This window comes from Sideroxydans lithotrophicus ES-1 (assembly GCF_000025705.1).
In the GTDB taxonomy this organism is placed as follows: Bacteria; Pseudomonadota; Gammaproteobacteria; order Burkholderiales; family Gallionellaceae; genus Sideroxyarcus; species Sideroxyarcus lithotrophicus.
On record NC_013959.1, the window covers coordinates 1,280,158 to 1,297,847 of the forward strand.

Below are 17,690 nucleotides of genomic sequence, written 5' to 3' on the forward strand. Positions count from 1 at the left end.
CCGGTATTCAAACATGAGTGAATTTCAGCTGAGCCTGTTGGCCATCGGACTGGTTGTGGTGGTTGGAGTCTATCTATACGGCTTCTGGCAGCAATGGCGTTACCGGCGCAGTCTGGGCGATGCATTCAAACCGTCTTCCAGCGATCCAGCCATCCAGGTAGTACCCGCCACGGTCCATCCTGCAGAAGCAGGCGATCCGCCGCCGCACTCGGGCGGATCGATCAGTCCGCCATCAGGCGATGTGTGCGGCCTGCTCAACGATGCCACCGATTATGTCGTTACCATGTTGCTGAAAACCCCGATCACGCCGACGGTACTGGAAACGCTATGGCAGCGCCGTTTCGATTTTGGCAAGACTATCCTGGCCTGTGGCTTGAACACCCACAGCGGTTTGTGGGAACGGTTGATCCCGGAAAGCGAACAAGCATACCGCGCCTTCAGGATAGGCCTGCAACTGGTGGACAGGGCGGGTTCGGTAAGCGAGATGAGGCTGGCCGGATTCCGCGACCTGCTCGGCGATATTGCCGGCCAGCTGAAGGTGGAACTCAATCTGCCCCCGGTCGAAGAGGCGATCAAGCGTGCCCAGGAACTGGATCGCTTCTGTGCCGATGTGGATCAGATGATAGGTATCAACCTGCTGACCAGCGGAGACCGAAAACTGTTCGGAACCGAAGTGTCCAATGCGGCGGGACGCCTTGGCATGGACCTGCAATCCGATGGCGCCTTCCACCTGCTGGATGAAAGTGGCGAGACCCTGTTCAGCCTGGGATCTTCCGACGGCTCGCCGTTCCAGCACCACACCCTTAATCAATCGCGCGTCGACAGCCTGACCCTGCTGCTGGATATCCCCCGTGTGGACGAGCCTGTCCGTCATTTCGATCAGATGGTGGTATTGGCGCAGGAACTGGCTAGGACGTTGCGCGCATCCATGGTGGACGATCAGCGCGTGGCCTTGAGCGATGGTGCCATTGCCCAGATACGTGCACAGGTCGCGGCCACGGAAGCGCTCATGCTGGCCGGGCATATCACGCCGGGCAGTGCGCAAGCGCTCAGGTTGTTCTCCTGATGATCAATCAAGATGTGACACGTCGCGCAGCCTTGTTGCGCAAACAGATCGCGGAATACGACTATTGGTATTACGTGAAGGATATGCCTCGTATTCCCGATGCGGAATACGACAAGCTGTTCCGCGAACTGCAAGCGCTCGAAGCGCAGCATCCCGAGCTGCTTGCCTCTGATTCTCCAACCCAGCGCGTCGGCGGCAAGCCGCTGGATATGTTCCAGCCGGTGCGTCATGCGGTGCCGATGTTATCGATCCGAACCGAGACCGACATCAGCGACCAGGGGGCGATTGCATTCGATGCGCGAGTGCGGCGCGAGCTGGGATTGAACGAAAACGACCCGCCAATTGAATACGTTTGCGAGTTGAAATTCGACGGCTTGGCGCTCAACCTGCGCTACGAGCAGGGCAGGTTGGTGCAGGCCGCTACGCGTGGCGACGGCGAGACCGGCGAGGATGTGACGCAGAATGTGCGCACCATCCACCAGATTCCACTATCGCTGGAAGGGATGTGCCCTGGTGTTCTGGAGGTGCGCGGCGAAGTCTACATGGCCCGCCCTGACTTTGAGCGCTACAACGAACGTCAGCGCCAGCAGGGGCTGCCTACGCTGGTGAATCCTCGCAACGGTGCGGCGGGCAGCATCCGCCAGCTCGATCCGGCACTGGCCGCGCGGCGTCCGCTGAAATTCTTTGCTTACGGCCTTGGAGAAAAGGTGGAAGGCTGGGATTGGCGCGAAACACATAAAGGAGTGCTCGATCAATTGGAGGCATGGGGATTCCCGGTAAGCCATGAATGCAGGGTCGTGCACGGTGCCCAAGGACTGGTGGAGTTCCATCGCCGTATCGAAGCCATGCGCGACAGCCTGCCGTTCGACATCGACGGCGTGGTATACAAGGTCAACAGCATCGCCTTGCAGGAAAAGCTGGGTTTTGTCTCGCGCGAGCCGCGCTGGGCGGTGGCGCACAAATTTCCAGCGGAAGAGCAGGTCACACGTCTTAACGGCATCGAGATACAGGTGGGCCGTACCGGCAAGCTCACGCCGGTCGCCAAGCTGGAGCCGGTGTTCGTCGGTGGCACCACGGTCTCCAACGCCACGCTGCACAACGAGGGCGAGATACGCCGTAAGGGCATACACATCGGCGATATGGTGATCGTGCGCCGTGCGGGCGATGTGATCCCGGAAGTGGTAGGTGTAGTGCCGACAATGAAAGTCGAGCCGACTATTCCGCCGTCTAACACTATTAATTTGGAGCTCACTGCACCGAGTCCAACTTTAAGTGCATTCATGATGCCGACGTCCTGTCCGGTCTGCGGCAGCCATGTAGTGCGCGAGGAGGGGGAGGCGGATGCGCGCTGTACCGGCGGCCTGTTCTGCGCCGCCCAGCGCAAACAGGCCATCCTGCATTTCGCCGGGCGGCGCGCGATGGATATCGAGGGGCTGGGTGACAAACTGGTGGACCAGCTGGTGGACGAGAACATCATCCACTCGTTATCGGACTTGTATGACGAGAAGGTGCTGAATTCCCAGACGCTGGCTGCACTGGATCGCATGGCGGAGAAAAGCGCGCAGAACATCGTGGATGCGCTGGAAAAAAGCAAATCCACCGCGCTCAACCGCTTCCTGTTCGCGCTGGGTATCCGCCATGTCGGCGAAAGCACGGCCAAGGACCTGGCACGGCACTTCGGCAAGCTGGAAGCCATCATGCAGGCCAATGTCGAGCAATTGCTGGCCGTGCCCGATGTCGGCCCGGTGGTGGCGCAGAGCATCGTCGATTTCTTCGGCGAGGCGCACAACCGCGAGGTGGTGCAGCAATTGCGGATACTCGGCGTGCATTGGGCTGAGCATGAAGGCAGCAGCGTTCGGGAACTGCCATTGTCCGGCAAGACCTTCGTGCTTACCGGAACGCTCGCCAACCTGAGCCGCGATGAGGCAAAATCGCGGCTGGAGGCCTTGGGAGCGAAAGTGGCTGGATCGGTATCGAAAAAGACCGATTGTGTGGTGGCTGGCGTCGAGGCGGGCAGCAAGCTGGACAAGGCGCGCGAATTGAATGTGCCCGTATGGGATGAGCAACAGTTGTTTGACCAATTGAAAGAGTACGAAAAACCATGAAACAGAAAATCACCAAAGCAGTGTTCCCCGTGGCCGGTATGGGTAGCCGGTTCTTGCCCGCCACCAAAGCAACTGCCAAGGAGATGCTGCCCATCGTCGACAAGCCATTGATACAGTATGCGGTGGAAGAGGCTGTAGCCGCGGGTATCACCGATATGGTGTTCATCACCGGGCGGCACAAACGCGCCATCGAAGACCATTTCGACAAAGCCTATGAACTTGAGGCCACGCTTGAGGCTGATGGCAAACTCAAGTTGCTGAGCGTCATACAGGATGTCGTTCCCAAGCATGTGAACTGCATCTATATCCGCCAGGCTGAGCCGTTGGGTCTGGGGCATGCGGTACTGTGCGCCAAGCCGGTCATACAGGACGAGCCGTTTGCAGTGATCCTGGCCGATGACCTGATCGACGGTGAACCGCCCATCATCCAGCAAATGGTGAACGTATTTGCCAAATACCAGTGTTCGATCCTGGGGGTGCAGGATGTGCCGCGTGCCAACACCAAGCAATACGGTATCGTCAGCAGTGTCAATCTGGAAAAAGACATTGAACGGGTAAGCGGCATTGTGGAAAAGCCCAAGCCAGAAGTCGCTCCGTCGACATTGGCAGTCGTTGGGCGTTACATCCTTACGCCGCGCATCTTCCATTATCTGGAAAATATCCAGCCTGGTGCGGGAGGGGAGATCCAGCTCACTGATGGTATCGCCGAACTGCTTAAGGAAGAGCAGTTGTTGGCCTACCGCTTTAGTGGTACTCGCTACGACTGTGGTTCAAAACTCGGATATTTGCAGGCGCAAGTCGCATACGGCTTGAAGCATGAAGAGCTGCGCGAGGACTTTGCTGCTTATCTGAAAACGGTAGCGTGATGCTCAGCAATCAGCAAGCACGCATCATTTTGCAGGATGCGGAGCTGATTCATTCGGCAGACGAGGTGCAGGCAGCCGTGCGGCGCGTGGCCGACGCGATCAATCTGGAGCTGGCAGACCAGCACCCGCTGGTGCTGTCGGTGATGGGGGGCGCTGTGGTATTCACAGGACAGCTATTGCCGATGCTCGATTTCCCGCTGGACTTCGATTACCTGCATGTCTCGCGCTACGGGAACGAGAAACAGGGCGGCGAATTGCACTGGAAAGTCGCGCCGCGCGAAAATGTGCGCGGGAAGGTCGTGCTGGTGGTGGACGACATCCTGGATGAAGGCGAGACTTTGCACGCGATCAGGCAGCGCGTGATGGAACTGGGAGCAAGCAGGTTCTACAGCGCGGTTTTCGCCGACAAGGCGAACGGCAAGAACAAGCCCATCCATGCGGATTTTGTCGGCATGGAACTGCCGGACCGATTCGTATTCGGATACGGGATGGACATTCATGGTGCGTGGCGCAATCTGCCGGCGATTTATGCAGTAAAGGAAAACTGAAATGTTAGCGATCATCGGCGGTACGGGTTTTGCACAATTGACTAACCTCAAGATCACCCATCGGCAAGTGCTGCGCACGCCTTACGGCGAGCCGTCCGGGCCGATGACCTTCGGTACCATCAATCAGCACGAGGTGATGTTCCTGGCGCGCCACGGCTACGGCCATACCATTCCGCCGCACGAGGTGAACTATCGCGCCAATCTCTGGTCATTGCGCGACCAGGGAGCAACGCGCGTCATCGCGGTGACCTCGGTCGGCGGCATCCGCGCAGATCTGGTTCCTGGTACTTTGGTGGTGCCGGATCAGATCATCGATTACACGTATGGCCGCAATTTCACCTATTTCGACGGCAAGGATAAATCGGTCACGCATATCGACTTCACGCGGCCGTATAACGAGAAGGTCCGCCAGCAGATAATCGCCGCAGTGAAACTCGCGGGCGAGGCATGTGTGGATGGCGGCGTGCATGCTGTCACACAGGGCCCGAGACTGGAGACGGCAGCCGAGATCAACCGCCTCGAGCGCGACGGTGCAGACATGGTCGGTATGACCGGCATGCCGGAAGCCTCGCTGGCAAAGGAACTGGGGCTGGCCTATGCCACCATTGCGGTGGTGGTCAATCAAGCCGCCGGGCGTGGCGGCAGTCGCGATGGCGTTCCCCTGGAAACGATCGGGACGGTGATGGGTCCTGCGATGGAGCGTGTGCGGAACATCCTGGAATGTGCGGTAGGGCAAGATGGCGACTAGGGAAGTACTGCGTATGGGCGATGTGCGCCTGCTGCGCAAGGCAGGCGAGGTGCGCCTGTTCGATACGCCGGAGTTGCATGCATTGCTGAAAGACATGCGCGAAACGATGCTGGCCATGGATGGTGTCGGGCTGGCAGCGCCGCAGATCGGTGTCGATCTGCGCGTTGTCATCTTCGAGGTGAATCAGAATCCGCGCTATCCCGATGCCGAAACGGTGCCCCAGACCGTGCTCATCAACCCGGTGCTCACGCCGCTATCCGATGTCATGGAGGAGGGCTGGGAAGGATGCCTGAGCGTACCGGGCATGCGTGGTCTGGTGCCGCGCTACACCCATCTGCGCTACCAGGGGCGCGACGAATACGGTGCGCTGATCGATCGCACCGTGAGCGGTTTCCACGCGCGCGTGGTCCAGCACGAATGCGACCATCTCGACGGCATCCTCTACCCGATGCGCATCCGCGACATGAAGAACTTCGGCTTCAGCGATGTGCTGTTCCCTGACGCCGAGGTGCAAGACGAATAGCATGGCCGTACACCACGAATCCAGAGTGATCCGCAATCTCCTGATCGCCCTGTTGGCGCTGGTGTCGGTGTTCGCCATCGGCACCATGGGCTATCGCCTGCTTGGCGGGCCGCAGTATTCGTGGCTCGATTGCTTCTACATGACCTTCATCACGATCTCCACCATTGGTTATCACGAGGTCGTCGATGTTACACCGCACGAATACGGCCGTCTGTTCACGGTGTTTATCGGTATCGCGGGTATCGGTGTGCTGGGTTATGTGCTTTCCACAGTGACAGCGTTCATGCTGGAGAGCGATCTCAATGTCCTACGGCGGAGAAAGAAGATGCAAAACAGGATCGCGCAATTGAAGAATCATTACATCGTGTGCGGTGTCGGATTGGTCGGCAGCAATGTCGCGCATGACCTGGAAATGACCGGGCGTCCGTCTGTCATCATCGACAGCGACATCAATAACATCCATCATTATCTGGAAACTCATCCGTTGCAGTTGTATGTGCATGGCGATGCGACCGATAACGATGTGTTGCTTGCGGCCGGAATTAAGCATGCAAAGGGCGTTTTTGCCGTGGCGCACGACGACAGTTCCAATCTGGTCATCAGCCTGAGCTCCAAACAGCTCAATCCGAATCTGCGCGTGGTCGCGCGGTGCCATGCGCTGAAGAACGCCGAGAAGACACGGCGCGCTGGAGCGGACGCGGTCATCTCGCCGGATTTCAGCGGCGGATTGCGCATCGTTTCGGCGATGGTGCGACCGAACGTGATGAACTTTCTCGATGAGATGCTGAAATCGGACAGCAAACTGCGCATGGAAGAAGTCGTCATTCCGGATAGCCTGGCCGGCAAACCCTTGAGTGTTTTGTATCACAGCAACAAGGATTGCCTGGTGCTGGCGCTTCAGCGCAATGACGCATGGCAGTTCAATCCCCAGGCCCATCACCAGCTACAGGATAAAGATGTACTGATGGTGATATGTCCACACCAGAAGGACGCAATCGCCTGGAACAGCTGATGCAGGGCATCGACTGATCGCTGTCGCTGGGATGGATGCGGGAGTCGTTGCGGCCATTCTGTTCCCGGTCATTCTGACCAGATAATGATCGGGTGGAGCAAACAGCAGCACTCCGCCAATTCCTGACTTGTGTCAAACACTTGCGCTCGTGATAAAGTTCGGCTACTCAATGCCGTGGTTGGGGGCTCCGTGGAACGTACTTTGTTGCTGGTTGACGATGAGGTCGATGTTGGCGCCGCCCTGGAGCGCCTGCTCAGGCACGACGGCTACAGGATCCTGCGTGCGACCAGCGCTCTGGAAGGCCTGGAATTGCTGGAACAACACAAGGTGGGTGTGATCATTTCGGATCAACGCATGCCCGGCATGTCCGGCGTGGAGTTCCTGACCCGGGTATATGAGCTGTATCCAGACACCATCCGGATCGTCCTGAGCGGTTCCGCCGATTTCGATTCGGTGACTGGTGCCATCAATCGCGGGGCTATATACAAATTCTTCACCAAGCCATGGGACAACGAAGCTTTGCGCGTCGATGTGATGGAGGCGTTCTGGCGTCATGAATTGGCTCAGGAGAAAGAACGCCTGTTGCAGGAGATCCAGAGTGCAAATGTGCTGTTGTCGCAGCTCAACCTGGAACTGGCGTCGGCAATGGAGCACAAGGACAGCCAGATCAAGCGTATCGCACATTACGATTCATTGACGGCGCTGCCCAATCGCCTGCTTTTCCTCGATCGTCTCGACCAGGAGGTCGCCCGGGCGAACCGGGATGACCAGATGGTTGCCGTGCTGTCGCTCGACCTGGACCGGTTCAAGAAGGTCAACGAGTCATTCGGGCATCCTGTCGGGGATCAGTTGCTGCAAACGGTGGCCAAAAAGTTGAGCAGCCAGATACGTGCATGCGATACCGTGGCGCGCATCGCCGACGACGAATTTGCCATCGTATTGACTGGCGTGAAAGCTACGCATGCCGCCGGTGAAGTGGCACAGAAGATCCTGGATTCGTTCGCACACAGCCCCATATCGATAAGCGACAGTGAAGTTTTCATCACTTTGAGCATAGGCATCAGCATATACCCGGTAGACGGAGTGAATACGACAGCTCTGCTCAAAAGTGCGGACACGGCGTTACACCAGGCAAAAAGAGAAGGGCGCAACAACTTCCAGTACTACACCGTTCAGATGAACGCCACTTCATGGCAACGTTTGAAGCTGGAGACTGAACTGCGCCAGGCACTGGCGCGCAACGAGTTCGAGCTCCATTACCAGCCCAAGGTGGACATGGATTGCAACAAGATCGTCGGCATGGAAGCCCTGTTGCGTTGGCAAAGTGCAGAGCGGGGTCTTGTCACTCCAGCCGAGTTCATTCCGTTGCTGGAAGAGACGGGCCTGATTCTCCCGGTGGGAGAGTGGGTGTTGCGTGAAGCGTGCAAGCAGGCACGAGCCTGGCAGGATGCCGGCATCCCCGATGTGCACATCGCGGTCAACCTGTCTTCGCTGCAATTCAGGCAGCCTGATTTTGCCGGTTCTGTCCTGAAGATCATGCAGGAGCATGGTCTGGACCCGGCAATGAATGGGATCGAGCTGGAACTGACCGAAAGTCTGTTGCTGGATAATGTGGCAAGAACGATCGATACGCTGAATACCCTGCATGAAGCAGGTATCCGGTTTTCCATCGACGATTTTGGCACCGGTTATTCCAGCCTCAGCTATCTGAAACGTTTCCCGATAAGCAGTCTCAAGATCGACCAGTCGTTCGTGCAAGACCTGTCCAGCAACCGGGACGACGAATCGATCGTGTCTGCCATCATCGCATTGGGGCGCAGCCTCGGTTTGAGTGTGATCGCCGAAGGAGTGGAAACCGCAGAGCAATCGGCGCAATTGCGCCGGATGGGATGCGACGGAATGCAGGGTTACTTGTTCAGCCGTCCGGTACCCGTTGCCGAGATGACCTATCTGCTGCAAAACAGCGCGAATCTTTTTCCAGCGGGGGCCTGATGGAGCGCACGCTGCTGCTGGTTGATGACGAAGAGAACATCACTTCCGCGCTTGTGCGGTTGCTGCGGCGGGACGGATATTGCATCCTGCGGGCTAACAGCGGCGATGCCGGGCTGGAATTGCTGCGCCAGAACGAGGTCGGCGTGATCATTTCCGACCAGCGCATGCCCGGTATGACTGGTGTTGAGTTTCTGGGCAAGGTGCGCGACCTGTATCCGGATACGGTGCGTATCGTCCTGAGCGGTTACACCGAACTCAATTCGGTGACCGACGCCATCAATCGCGGCGCGATATACAAATTCTTCACCAAGCCATGGGAGGACGACCTGCTGCGGGCCAACGTGGAAGAGGCATTCCAGCGCTACGAGATGAAGATGGAGAATGTGCGACTGACTGCCGAACTCCAGAGGGCGAATGAAGAGCTGCTCAGTATCAATCATCAGCTAGAGCAGCGTGTCGAGGAAAAGACGCGCGAAGTGATGCGTAACCTGAGCATCCTCCAGGTGTCGCAGGAGGTGCTGGAGCATCTGCCGGTGGCGGTAATCGGCATCGGTGACGACGGCATGATCGCAATCGCCAACATGAGTGCGCACCGGATATTTACAGACGTCGGCAACAAGGCCATGGTGGGCGAAGCGGCAACCGAAGTTCTCCCGGCCGAATTGCTTGCTTGTGCCTTGGTCGGTGAATGTCGCAAGCAACAAGGCAGCTTTCCGCACGGCCCTGATGGCAAGCACGCGAATTACTGGTGTTGCCCGATGGGCGAGATATCGCATTCGAGGGGAGTGGTTATCGTCATCGATGTCGAACCATAGAACGGACCGGTTCGATATTTGCCGGAGTTATTGACCGAGGATAAAAGTGCAACCTGGCGCCATTTATGGATAAGAGCGTAATCCTGGACAAACTGCATCAGCTACCCGCCATGCCGCTGGTGGTGAGGGAGGTGATGGACAGCTTCAGAAATGCCAATGTGGGCAGCGCCATCATGGGGCACAAGATTGCGCTCGACCAAGGGTTGAGCGCAAAAGTGCTGCGAGTGGCCAATTCCTCGTTTTATGGATTGGAGCGAGAAGTCGGATCAATACAGGATGCGGTGATGGTGCTGGGATTCGATACCGTTCGCTCGCTGGTGGTTTCGGCGGGTTTCACGCGCGCTTTTCCGCCATCCAAAGACACCTTGTTCGATCGCCATGCTTACTGGATGCGCGGCATTCGGGTAGCGACTTACACTGAGGCGCTGGCCCAATGCCTTGGAGGAGGAAGACAGCTGTCATTTACCGCCGGACTGTTCCATGATGTCGGCCAGCTCGTGCTGAGCATCTGCATCCCGGAAGCTTTCGCCGACATATTGGCGCAGCAGAAATCTTCCGGGACGGATCTGCTCGAGATAGAGCATGCTGTGCTGGGTTTTGATCATGCCGAGATCGGCGCTGACATGGCCAGGCGCTGGAACTTCCCGGCGGCGATCGAACATGGCATCCATTATTGGCGCACGCCGGAAAAGGAGCACTTCGAGCCGATCACAGCCATGGTGCACGTGGCTGTGCAGATGGAGAGCGGTCTGAGTGGGGATGCCTTGATGGGTAGCCTGCCTGAAGAGTTGATCGAACGCCTGCAGATGAGTTGGCAACGCATCGAGGCATGTATGCCTGAGCCGGAGCAGTTGGAAGCTGTGGTCGATTTGATGCTGGAAACATAGATCAGCAGCCCTGCGATTATCTTTTTGTTATGTGCCAATTTTAAGATGGAAATCCTGATGAGCGACATGCACGAGACAACGTCATCACCGTCCCTGGAAGGAAATACCTCAACCTTGTTGTTCGTCGACGACGAGGCCAATGTCCTGTCATCGCTGAAGCGCCTGTTCCATCCTTGCGGTTACCGCATATTGACGGCTGCAAGCGGCATGCAGGGCCTGGAGATCATGCAGCGCGAAGCTGTCGACCTGGTGATCTCGGATATGCGCATGCCGGAGATGAGCGGGGCGCAGTTTCTGGAACAGGTCAACGAACGCTGGCCGGAAACGGTGCGCATCCTGCTGACTGGCCATGCGGAATTGACTGCAACCATCGATGCCATCAACAAGGGGCATATCTATCGCTACATAGCCAAACCTTGGGAAGACAACGACCTTGTGTTGTCCATCCGGCAGGCGTTGCATCAAAAACAACTGGAAAAGACGAATCAGGGCCTGGAAGCGCTGACGCGCAGGCAGAACGAGGAGCTGAAAGAGCTGAACGCCAACCTCGAAGAGAAGGTCAGGGCGCGCACCGAGGAAGTGCGACAGACCATGGGGTTCCTGGAAGTGGCCAACGAGAAACTCAAGCAGGGCTTCATCACTTCGATCCGGGTCTTCTCCAACCTGATCGAGATGCGCGAAGGCGCCTTGGCTGGGCACTCGCAACGGGTCGCCGAACTGTCCAGAAAGATCGCCCAGAAGATGGGATTGAAGGAGGCGGAGGCCCAGGATGTGTTTCTCGCGGCGTTATTGCACGATGTCGGCAAGATCGGCCTGCCGGACTACCTGCTGGAAAAACCGTTCGCCAGCCTGAGCAGCGAAGAACGGTTGGAGGTGAGCAAGCATCCAATCAAGGGGCAGGCTGCGCTGATGGCGCTGGAGCAGTTGAATGGCGCGGCCAAGCTGATACGCAGTCATCATGAGCGTTTCGATGGGCTGGGGTATCCCGACAGGTTGCAAGGACTGGAGATTCCCTTGGGTGCGCGGATCATCGCGCTTGCCAACGAATATGATGCGGCGCAGATCGGCATGCTGTTGAGCAAGCGACTGAAGCAGGCCGATGCCCTGCTGTTCATCCAGGAAGGGCGGGGGGTACGCTACGATCCGGCGGTGGCGGACGCTTTCATGAGCGTGATGAGGTCGGTCAGCAAGGCAGATACACATGTTGTGGAACTGGCACTTCATCTGGAACAGATCCGGCCCGGGATGATGCTGTCACGAGATCTGACGACCAGGCAAGGCGATCTGTTGCTGTCCAGGGAGCACGTGCTGGACACTCCCCTGATCGAGCAGATCAGGAGTTTCGAGTATCTCGGAGAAAAACTGACCATCTATGTCTATGACAAATAGCAGAGCGGTTGCATGAAGGAGAGATGATGCTTGCTGCGGCAGCGGAAAAGTTCGAGACATTCGTCTGGGATGACAAATTCAATACCGGCGTGGAAACGGTGGATGAACAGCACCATAAGCTGGTCGACCTGATCAATCAACTGGGGGCAATCAGCACACATCAATCCGGTACTAACGAGCTGGATGATATCCTGAACGAGCTGGCGAGCTACACAGCGTACCACTTCAGCGTCGAGGAGAAGCTGATGAAGCAGTCTGGCGTGGACGCCGCCCATCAGGATGCGCATCTCAAGGCACATCAGCATTTCACTGCCCAGGTATTGCTTGCGGCGAAGATATTGATGGATGGTGCAGATGTTTCCAGCCAAATGGTTCCCTCTTTGCTGAAATATCTCACCAACTGGCTGGTCCAGCATATTCTCGGTGCAGACAAGCGCATGACGCAGGAGGTGCTGGCATTGCAGGCTGGCGCCAGCCACGAGGAAGCAACCCGCAAGGCGACGGATTTCATGACCCAAGCATCGAACGTACTGCTGGAGGCACTGAACGAGATGTATGGCAGGCTGGGCGACAAGACGCTGGAAGTGATTCAGAAGAACCAGGAGCTGGAAAAGGAACATGAAGCCTTGCAAGCGCTGAACGAACAGCTGGAAGAGCGTGTGAAACAGCGCACTGCATCTCTGGAACAGGCCAACCGCAAATTGATGGCCAGCAACGAGGAACTGAAGCAGCTGAACGAAAGATTCGAATCGACCCAGAACCAGTTGCTGCAATCGGAAAAGATGGCCTCCATCGGTCAGCTGGCGGCTGGGGTGGCACATGAGATCAACAATCCCGTCGGATTCGTCAATTCCAACATGGGCACGCTGGGCAAGTACATCACGAGCATGTTCAGGGTGATCGATGCTTATGCAGCTGCAGAATCCGGAAATGACGGCTCTGCATTAGAAGCGGTTGCCAGGGTCAAGCAGGAAGTGGATTTTCCCTATCTGGTGGAGGACATTCCGAACCTGTTGCAAGAATCGCAGGATGGATTGGCCAGGGTCAAGCGCATCGTGCAGGACCTGAAGGACTTTTCCCATGTCGACGAGTCAAATTGGCAGCATGCGAATATCGAGCATGGCATCGACAGTACCCTCAATGTCGTCAACAATGAGCTCAAGTACAAGGCGGAGGTGGTGAAGGAATATGCCGGACTGCCGGATGTGGAATGCATGCCGTCACAGCTCAACCAGGTGTTCATGAATCTGCTGGTGAACGCGGCCCATGCGATAGACAAGCAAGGCACCATCACCGTTCGCACCGGCATCAAAGGTGATGACGAGATTTGGGTGGAAGTGCAGGACACCGGTAAAGGCATCGCGCCTGAACATATCAACCGTATCTTCGATCCTTTCTTCACGACCAAGCCGGTAGGCCAGGGCACCGGTCTGGGGTTGTCGCTGTCATATGGGATCGTCCAGAAACACCATGGGCGCATTGAAGTGAAAAGCGAGGTGGGCAAGGGGAGCACCTTCAGGGTATGTCTGCCGGTACGCCAGGCTCCTGTGGAAGAAGCTTGAAAAGCTCAGAGCGGTCAGGCAATCCAGGCTTGGGGTCCTGCAGAGCAGTTCTGAGCGAGGTGCTTTAAGGCTTCAGAACCAAATCTCCGGATACCGCCTCGATTCCGGAATGTTGTTAACCAGTAGCGCTACCAGCAGCATGATGAGGGGCCCTAGGGTGGAGGGTATCAGCACATACAAATATCCCAGCTTGTGGATGCCCTCAGAACCGATCACTGCGATCAGACTGGTGGCGGCACCGGGGGGATGCAACGTTCGGGTGAGATGCATGAGCGCGATCGCAGTGCTTACCGCCATCGCTTCCGCAAACCAGGGATACTGGTGGAACAGTTTCCAGCAGGTGACACCCACGATCGCTGACAGGATGTGTCCGCCCAGCAGGTTGCGCGGCTGCGCCAGGGGACTGCGGATAGCGCCGTAGATAAGTACAGCGGTGGCACCAAAGGAACCGATCATCAAGGACAGGTCGGTTCCTTCAAGAAATAGACGATTGACCCAGGCTACCGCAGCTATACCCAGGAAGCCGCCGATCCAGGACCAAATGATCTCGGAGGTGCTTACTCTTGGCGGCCCGCCGCGCGTGGTGCCGCGCATCTTTTGAAAGTATTCGGTGATTTTCAACGCAGATATTCCAGGTTAAATGCGGCAATGAAGTCCTTGCGCAACAGTATGCCAAGCAGGCGGCCGTCGCTGTCCACGATAGGGGTGCTGCGGCCGTCATGCTGGTGGAAGGCAGTAATGACCTCCCCGAAACCGGCATCTTTGGTCACCGTTATCGCCGGGGAGGTCATCGCTTCCTTGACGTGCGTCTCATGACAGCGGTGCTGGAATTCGAAGTCGTCATCAAGCATGTCCAGCAGCAACTCCAGGAAGGTATCTACCTTTAGCCGCCGCAAGAAATCGGTTTCGGTCAGCATGCCTGTGACACAGCCTTTTTCATCCACTACCGGCAGACTCTTCAGGCCGGAACGAACGATGGCTTTGATCGCCTCGTCGAGATACATGTCGGGAGATAAAGGCTCGATACCTGTGCGCATGAGATTGCAGGCTTTGAACTTGGCGAAGAGACGCGCTAATGCATGCCGATGGGCCAAGTGGTAGATCGTCCTGAAATCTTCTGTGGTGATGTCGAGGTAGCCTGGGATGTGCTGCATCGCATCCAGAATATCCTCGTCGACCAGTTCGACTTCCGCAACTTCATTTGTCGAATAGTTATTCTTTGGATCTTCTTTTGAAGTGCTATTCATGCTGAGAATCCAACAAGTAAGTTTCAGGGGCACATATTATCAGCTTGCCCGTTCAACCAGTAACGCTGTTGGCGTAAATACCGGCTATCCAATTCAGACCCTGCTGCAAGAATGGGGAAGGAGGCGCTTTTTTCGTTTGGCGAAAAAATACCCTTGCCTCTTTCAAGACAAGGGCTTCATGACATCGTTATGCCCAGCTACTTATCCGCCTGCCAATTCTTTCAGCACATACGGCAGGATGCCGCCGTTGCGGTAGTAGTCCACTTCGATCGGTGTGTCTATACGGAGGAGGAGCGCGACGTTCTGCTTGCTGCCGTCCTTGCGCGTGATGGTGAGCGTCACATCCTGTTGCGGCTTCAGATTGTCGCTGATGCCGGTCAGATCGAAAGTCTCGTTGCCCGACAGGTTCAGGCTGGCGAGCGAGTCATTGCCCTTGAACTGCAAGGGCAGCACGCCCATGCCGACCAGGTTGCTGCGGTGGATGCGCTCGTAACTCTTGGCGATGACGGCCTTCACACCCAGCAACTGTGTGCCTTTCGCGGCCCAGTCGCGACTGGAACCGGTGCCGTATTCTTCACCGGCAAAGATCACGGTTGCGGTGCCATCGGCGATATATTTCATCGCGGCGTCGTAGATCGCCATCTGTTCGCCCTTGTACAGGGTGTAGCCGCCTTCGATACGGCTGCCGTCTGCGTTCGGCGGCAGCATCAGGTTCTTGATGCGCACGTTGGCGAAGGTGCCGCGCATCATCACTTCGTGGTTGCCGCGGCGCGAGCCGTAGCTGTTGAAATCTTTCACCTCGACCTTGTGGCCTTGCAGATATTTCCCTGCGGGAGTGGAGGGCTTGAAGCTGCCTGCCGGGCTGATGTGGTCCGTGGTGACGGAATCGCCGAACTGCGCCAGCGCCTTCGCGCCCTTGATATCGCCGATCTTTGGAACGGCGGCATCGAAGAATGGCGGACGTGCGATGTAGGTGGAGTCGTCCCACTGGTACTGATTGCCGGTAGGGGCGGGGATGGCGTTCCACAGCGGCAGATCCTTGGTCAGGTCGCTGTACAGGCGCTGGTACACCGCCGGGTCGGCCGCGTACTTCATCACGGTCTGCACTTCGGCGCTGTTCGGCCAGATGTCCTTCAGGTAGACCGGTTGGCCGTCGCGGCCTACTCCGAGCGGCTCGGTGTCGAGGTTGATGTTCATCTTGCCGGCGATGGCGTAGGCGACCACCAGCGGCGGGCTGGCAAGGAAGTTGGCCTTCAGGTTCGGGTGGATGCGCGCTTCGAAGTTGCGGTTGCCGGAGAGCACGGCAGCGCACACCAGATTGTTGTCGGTGATGGTCTTGTCGATGTCCTCACGTAGCGGGCCGGCGTTGCCGATACAGGTGGTACAGCCGTAGGCGGCGACGCTGAAGCCCAGTTGTTCCAGCGATTGCAGCAGACCGGCGTTGGTCAGGTACTCGGTCACCACGCGCGATCCGGGCGCGAGCGAGGTCTTGATGTGCGGCGCGACCTTCAAGCCTTTCGCTACGGCCTTCTTCGCCAGCAGGCCGGCGGCCAGCAACACGCCGGGGTTGGAGGTGTTGGTGCAGGAAGTGATCGCGGCGATCAGCACGTCGCCGTTGCCGATCTTGAGATTGTCCTTGCCGGTCGCATAGCGAGTGTTGAGTTTGTCGGCAGGCTGGTTGAAGCCGTTCTCGGCGATGGGCTTGCTGAACAGCGTGTCGAAGGTCTCCTTCATTTTCGGCAGTGCGATGCGGTCTTGCGGACGTTTTGGTCCGGCCAGCGAGGGCACGATGCTGTCGAGGTCGAGTTCCACCACGCTGCTGTAGTCGATGCTGCCCGCTTTGGGGATGCCGAACAGGCCCTGCGCCTTGAAGTAGGATTCGAAGGCATCCACTTCGTCGGCGGTGCGACCGGTGTTCTTCATGAACTGCACGGTCACGTCGTCGACCGGGAAGAAGCCCATGGTCGCGCCGTATTCCGGCGCCATGTTGGCGATGGTGGCGCGGTCGGGCAGGGTCAACGCGGCAGTGCCTTCGCCGAAGAACTCAACGAACTTGCCGACCACCTTGTGCTTGCGCATCAATTCGGTGACGGTCAGCACCAGGTCAGTGGCGGTCACGCCTTCGCGCAGCTTGCCCTTCAGGTGCACACCGACCACATCGGGGGTCAGGAAGTACACGGGCTGGCCGAGCATGCCGGCTTCCGCCTCGATGCCGCCCACGCCCCAGCCGACCACGCCGATGCCGTTGATCATGGTGGTGTGCGAATCGGTGCCGACCAGCGTGTCGGGATAGGTCACGCCGTCTTTCTGCAGTACGCCGCGCGCCAGGTATTCCAGGTTCACCTGGTGCACGATGCCGATGCCGGGTGGCACCACCTTGAAGGTGTCGAATGCCTGCATGCCCCATTTCATGAAACGGTAGCGTTCGGTGTTGCGCTCGAATTCCATCTCCATGTTGATCTTGAGCGCGTTCGGATTGTTGTAGCTGTCGATCTGTACCGAGTGGTCCACCACCAGATTCACCGGCACCAGCGGCTCGATGACCTTCGGGTCCTTGCCCATCTTTGCCGCGGCATCGCGCATGGCAGCAAGGTCGGCCAGCAGCGGCACGCCGGTGAAATCTTGTAGCACGATACGCGCCACGATGAAGGGGATCTCTTCGCTGCGTGGTGCGTTCGGCTTCCAGTTGGACAGTTCGCGTACATGCTGTTCGGTCACCTTCCTGCCGTCGCAGTTGCGCAGCACAGACTCCAGCACGATGCGGATGGAGACGGGCAGGCGCGATATCTTGCCGATGCCTGCGGCTTCCAGTGCCGGCAGCGAATACAGCGAGGCTTGTTTGCCGCTGGCAAGTTTGAACGATTGACGGGTGTTGAACAGGTTGTGCGACATGAGGTATGGCTCCGAAGTCCGAAACGAGAAAGATGGAG

Annotated in this window: 15 protein-coding genes; 12 read left to right on the forward strand and 3 right to left on the reverse strand. The window is 57.6% G+C overall.

The window, feature by feature from the left end; translation table 11 throughout:
• Positions 1-13 precede the first annotated feature (13 nt).
• The 12 genes from SLIT_RS06425 (at position 14) to SLIT_RS06480 (ending at position 13,513) form a co-directional block, all read left to right on the forward strand.
• The gene (locus SLIT_RS06425) at positions 14-1,066 is read left to right on the forward strand and encodes a cell division protein ZipA C-terminal FtsZ-binding domain-containing protein (protein ID WP_013029426.1); all 1,053 of its coding nucleotides are present in this window, start codon (positions 14-16) and stop codon (positions 1,064-1,066) included.
• The gene (ligA, locus tag SLIT_RS06430) at positions 1,066-3,171 is read left to right on the forward strand and encodes an NAD-dependent DNA ligase LigA (protein WP_013029427.1); all 2,106 of its coding nucleotides are present in this window, start codon (positions 1,066-1,068) and stop codon (positions 3,169-3,171) included. The genes SLIT_RS06425 and ligA overlap by 1 nt, the downstream gene beginning before the upstream one ends.
• Positions 3,168-4,037, forward strand: coding sequence for a UTP--glucose-1-phosphate uridylyltransferase GalU (galU, locus tag SLIT_RS06435; protein WP_013029428.1), 870 nt, complete (start codon positions 3,168-3,170; stop codon positions 4,035-4,037). The genes ligA and galU overlap by 4 nt, the downstream gene beginning before the upstream one ends.
• On the forward strand, positions 4,037-4,585 hold the full coding sequence (locus tag SLIT_RS06440) for a hypoxanthine-guanine phosphoribosyltransferase (protein ID WP_013029429.1): 549 nt from the start codon (positions 4,037-4,039) through the stop codon (positions 4,583-4,585). Before galU ends, SLIT_RS06440 begins: the two co-directional genes overlap by 1 nt.
• Position 4,586: 1 nt before the next feature.
• The gene (locus tag SLIT_RS06445) at positions 4,587-5,333 is read left to right on the forward strand and encodes an S-methyl-5'-thioinosine phosphorylase (RefSeq protein ID WP_013029430.1); all 747 of its coding nucleotides are present in this window, start codon (positions 4,587-4,589) and stop codon (positions 5,331-5,333) included.
• Positions 5,323-5,856 carry a peptide deformylase gene (gene def / locus SLIT_RS06450; RefSeq protein WP_013029431.1) on the forward strand — a complete coding sequence of 178 codons (534 nt, stop codon included), beginning with the start codon at positions 5,323-5,325 and terminating at the stop codon, positions 5,854-5,856. Before SLIT_RS06445 ends, def begins: the two co-directional genes overlap by 11 nt.
• A 1-nt stretch (position 5,857) precedes the next feature.
• Entirely contained in the window at positions 5,858-6,868 is a 1,011-nt protein-coding gene (locus SLIT_RS06455; protein WP_013029432.1) for a potassium channel family protein, read from the forward strand.
• A 189-nt stretch (positions 6,869-7,057) separates the two neighbouring features.
• On the forward strand, positions 7,058-8,860 hold the full coding sequence (locus tag SLIT_RS06460; RefSeq protein WP_013029433.1) for a putative bifunctional diguanylate cyclase/phosphodiesterase: 1,803 nt from the start codon (positions 7,058-7,060) through the stop codon (positions 8,858-8,860).
• Positions 8,860-9,675: an ATP-binding response regulator gene (locus SLIT_RS06465; protein ID WP_013029434.1), complete on the forward strand. Its 816-nt coding sequence runs from the start codon at positions 8,860-8,862 to the stop codon at positions 9,673-9,675. The genes SLIT_RS06460 and SLIT_RS06465 overlap by 1 nt, the downstream gene beginning before the upstream one ends.
• A 65-nt stretch (positions 9,676-9,740) precedes the next feature.
• On the forward strand, positions 9,741-10,562 hold the full coding sequence (locus tag SLIT_RS06470; RefSeq protein WP_013029435.1) for an HDOD domain-containing protein: 822 nt from the start codon (positions 9,741-9,743) through the stop codon (positions 10,560-10,562).
• Positions 10,563-10,619: 57 nt separating this feature from the next.
• A complete protein-coding gene (nosR, locus tag SLIT_RS06475) occupies positions 10,620-11,951 on the forward strand; it encodes a response regulator c-di-GMP phosphodiesterase, NosR family (protein WP_013029436.1) in 1,332 nt (443 codons plus the stop codon).
• Positions 11,952-11,974: 23 nt separating this feature from the next.
• On the forward strand, positions 11,975-13,513 hold the full coding sequence (locus SLIT_RS06480; RefSeq protein WP_223293834.1) for a bacteriohemerythrin: 1,539 nt from the start codon (positions 11,975-11,977) through the stop codon (positions 13,511-13,513).
• Positions 13,514-13,585: 72 nt separating this feature from the next.
• On the opposite strand, the gene SLIT_RS06485 is transcribed toward SLIT_RS06480, so the two are convergent.
• From SLIT_RS06485 to acnA, 3 genes are all read right to left on the reverse strand, one after another.
• Positions 13,586-14,134: an HPP family protein gene (locus tag SLIT_RS06485; protein ID WP_013029438.1), complete on the reverse strand. Its 549-nt coding sequence runs from the start codon at positions 14,132-14,134 to the stop codon at positions 13,586-13,588.
• A complete protein-coding gene (locus SLIT_RS06490; protein ID WP_013029439.1) occupies positions 14,131-14,760 on the reverse strand; it encodes a CBS domain-containing protein in 630 nt (209 codons plus the stop codon). Before SLIT_RS06490 ends, SLIT_RS06485 begins: the two co-directional genes overlap by 4 nt.
• Before the next feature lie 201 nt (positions 14,761-14,961).
• Positions 14,962-17,652: an aconitate hydratase AcnA gene (gene acnA / locus SLIT_RS06495; protein ID WP_013029440.1), complete on the reverse strand. Its 2,691-nt coding sequence runs from the start codon at positions 17,650-17,652 to the stop codon at positions 14,962-14,964.
• Positions 17,653-17,690 lie beyond the last annotated feature (38 nt).

What these genes read in the sequence shown, in the direction of transcription:
- ligA (WP_013029427.1), top strand. Translation starts at nt 1,066, where the DNA reads ATGATCAATCAAGATGTGACACGTCGCGCAGCCTTGTTGCGCAAACAG.
- SLIT_RS06470 (WP_013029435.1), top strand. Translation starts at nt 9,741, where the DNA reads ATGGATAAGAGCGTAATCCTGGACAAACTGCATCAGCTACCCGCCATG.
- SLIT_RS06455 (WP_013029432.1), top strand. Translation starts at nt 5,858, where the DNA reads ATGGCCGTACACCACGAATCCAGAGTGATCCGCAATCTCCTGATCGCC.
- SLIT_RS06440 (WP_013029429.1), top strand. Translation starts at nt 4,037, where the DNA reads ATGCTCAGCAATCAGCAAGCACGCATCATTTTGCAGGATGCGGAGCTG.
- SLIT_RS06425 (WP_013029426.1), top strand. Translation starts at nt 14, where the DNA reads ATGAGTGAATTTCAGCTGAGCCTGTTGGCCATCGGACTGGTTGTGGTG.
- def (WP_013029431.1), top strand. Translation starts at nt 5,323, where the DNA reads ATGGCGACTAGGGAAGTACTGCGTATGGGCGATGTGCGCCTGCTGCGC.
- SLIT_RS06445 (WP_013029430.1), top strand. Translation starts at nt 4,587, where the DNA reads ATGTTAGCGATCATCGGCGGTACGGGTTTTGCACAATTGACTAACCTC.
- galU (WP_013029428.1), top strand. Translation starts at nt 3,168, where the DNA reads ATGAAACAGAAAATCACCAAAGCAGTGTTCCCCGTGGCCGGTATGGGT.
- SLIT_RS06480 (WP_223293834.1), top strand. Translation starts at nt 11,975, where the DNA reads ATGATGCTTGCTGCGGCAGCGGAAAAGTTCGAGACATTCGTCTGGGAT.
- acnA (WP_013029440.1), bottom strand. Translation starts at nt 17,652, where the DNA reads ATGTCGCACAACCTGTTCAACACCCGTCAATCGTTCAAACTTGCCAGC.
- nosR (WP_013029436.1), top strand. Translation starts at nt 10,620, where the DNA reads ATGAGCGACATGCACGAGACAACGTCATCACCGTCCCTGGAAGGAAAT.
- SLIT_RS06465 (WP_013029434.1), top strand. Translation starts at nt 8,860, where the DNA reads ATGGAGCGCACGCTGCTGCTGGTTGATGACGAAGAGAACATCACTTCC.
- SLIT_RS06490 (WP_013029439.1), bottom strand. Translation starts at nt 14,760, where the DNA reads ATGAATAGCACTTCAAAAGAAGATCCAAAGAATAACTATTCGACAAAT.